Annotated in this window: 3 protein-coding genes; all 3 read left to right on the top strand. The window is 40.4% G+C overall.

Going from position 1 to position 2,552, the window contains the following annotated elements; genetic code table 11:
* Positions 1–352: hypothetical protein (locus QAS77_RS11520; protein ID WP_305065705.1), on the top strand; the 352-nt coding region annotated here is incomplete at its 5' end.
* Between the two features lie 22 nt (positions 353–374).
* The gene (locus QAS77_RS11515; protein WP_305065703.1) at positions 375–1,157 is read left to right on the top strand and encodes a DUF7289 family protein; all 783 of its coding nucleotides are present in this window, start codon (positions 375–377) and stop codon (positions 1,155–1,157) included.
* Between the two features lie 12 nt (positions 1,158–1,169).
* On the top strand, positions 1,170–2,552 hold a 1,383-nt coding region (locus QAS77_RS11510; RefSeq protein WP_305065701.1), incomplete at its 3' end, for a DUF7289 family protein.

Below are 2,552 nucleotides of genomic sequence, written 5' to 3'. Positions count from 1 at the left end.
GGCAGAACATACGATCATGCGCGAAGAATTTGAGATACGTGGAAACAATGTCGCACTTCAACTCACGAAGATCGACACAATGATAGGTGTCGTAAACAACGGTGGCGGGAATATGATTGACCTTCGGTCAGAACTCATATTACCACTAAGGATCGCAAATGAATATTATTATGTTGAATTCTCGAACCAGAGCCGTGAGGTCATATTTGAGTCCAATGAACGTTCTGAAACAAGAGTACAGATCGCTTTCGAAATTGAAAATACTAACATACTGTCCACAACATTAAGTAGTGCTTCAGGCGACCATTTCCTACTTTACAATAGTACCACGAACATGATCGAGATATACTGACCAAAAAAAGGTACTTAAAACAATGATACCAAAAAAGCTGTCCAATTCAGAAAATGCAGTATCAGAGGTCATCGACGTAGTGTTTATACTCGGCATAATGTTCCTTGCAATATCTCTAATTGGAACCTCGGGATATCCATTTCTTCAGAACATGCAAGAGAATAGCCACACCGAGAACATAAAACAAAGCTATATTGTTCTTTCAGAGAACCTGAACAAAGTTGTTTTTGGCAATGCGCCTTCCCAATCAGTAGAACTGAAAATGTATGGGGGAGGAATATGGGTTACCGGAGATAGTGTCATCAACATAACTGTTCAAACATGGAACTCATCACTCTTGACACCAGCTATCGAATCACAGACATTTCAGCATCAGACAAGAGAAATACAGAATGAGTATGAAGGGACTCTTATTTCCTATGAGAATACAGGGGTCTGGGCTAAATATGAAAACGGGGGAACTGTGATAGTGCAAGAACCAGAATTTGTGTTTTCTGATAACACGCTGTTCATACCTTCCAGTACAATTTCCGGAGTTAATGGTTATGCCGGTGAAGGACTTGTACGTGCAGTTGCAGACGGAGGAGAATCTTCAGTATATAAATATACAAATGTGTCCGCAGTAGATATTACCATAATGAGCCAGTACTACAAGGGATGGGAAACATATCTGAATCATACTTTTGGAATGAAAATTATAAGCAGGGATGAAAACAACAATACTATCCACGTACGAAAAGATGATTATTTGGAGAACATTGATGTATATATTCTGTATTCACCACTGAATGTCAGAATTGAATAAGGAGGAGAAAGGATGGAGAAGGACAGGAAGATGTATGAATGCAACTGTGGTGCATCAGCCGTTATCGGAGTACTGCTTATGTTCTCACTCACCATCATTTCAATAAGTGCAATGCTTATTTACAGTGTACCTATGATCTCTGACCTACAGGATAATGCACAAGCCCAGAAAATAGAACAGGCTTTCACAATTCTGGACTCTCGTACCAGTAAAGTTGCCCTTGGGGAGTCACCCCTTCAGACAACATCAATATCACTAATGGGCGGAAGTATTAACGTGAACGATGATACAGTGGATGATCAAAGCAACATTAGAATCCTCATTAACAATCTAACGGACCCCGGCTCAGCAGAGGAGTTTAACTGCTCTTTTGGTACAATAGAATATACAAAGGATAACCGAAAGATAGCATATGAAGGCGGAGGAGTCTGGTCTAAATACGAAGCTCGCGGAGGAGCTGTTATGGTCTCGCCACCAGAATTCCATTACAATGGGGAAACACTTACACTTCCAATAATGTCCATCAATGGCAGATCATCATCATCCGGCAAGGGCGACATCAGTGTTGCAGTTTCATCTGACAATAAACTTTCCATACTATTTCCTAACACCTCAATATCGTCTTCAAGAATTAATCCCGTTATCTCAGATAAAGTATATATCTACATCAAGAGCCAGTATTATGAGGCTTGGGCAGATTATGCTGATACAATGGTCTATGCAAATACAGCTCTCGACCATGAGAACACAACCGCGATCATCGAACTCGATGTCATACCCCCAAGGGGAACATTGGCACTTACCAACATGATAAAGGTTGGTGTAGTAAATACATCAAACCCATTGCCAATATATGATTTTTCTTTCGATCTTGAAGCAGAGAATTCAAATAATAATGGATTAAATCCTGCAAAATATGAAATAGGAGCAACATCCGGTACAAAGACACTCATATACACCATTGCAAAAACAGGCGGTCCAAATCAGCTTGAAGTTCATGTAACTTATAAGGATACAGCAGCTGGAGCTGACTATATTGAAGAATGGGAAGGGGTGACCACTTACCCGGTAAGCGGTAGTGGAGCAGAACAATATGCTACTGTAGATTTTCTGGATCCTGCATTCATGATGAGATATGATCCACCTAGCACAAATGGTGCGAACCCTGACTTTTCATGGAATACTTCCGGTCCGATAAGTGAACTTCCTGATGTTGAGATCTATAGTACTAATGAATCATTCTCGATGAACGACCTGACACAACATTATCTGAAACTGCTCACAAAGGATGGAACGGTCATATTCAATCTTGATGGTGGAAAACAAGACCCTGTGGATTATGAAAAATCCATAGTAACGATCAATTACGATGAAATGCCAGGAGGGATCACTTAC

The sequence above is a fragment of the Methanococcoides sp. genome, from assembly GCF_030594565.1.
In the GTDB taxonomy this organism is placed as follows: Archaea; Halobacteriota; Methanosarcinia; order Methanosarcinales; family Methanosarcinaceae; genus Methanococcoides; species Methanococcoides seepicolus.
Note: the sequence above shows the minus strand (reverse complement) of the source record. Positions and strands in the feature narration are given on the sequence as shown.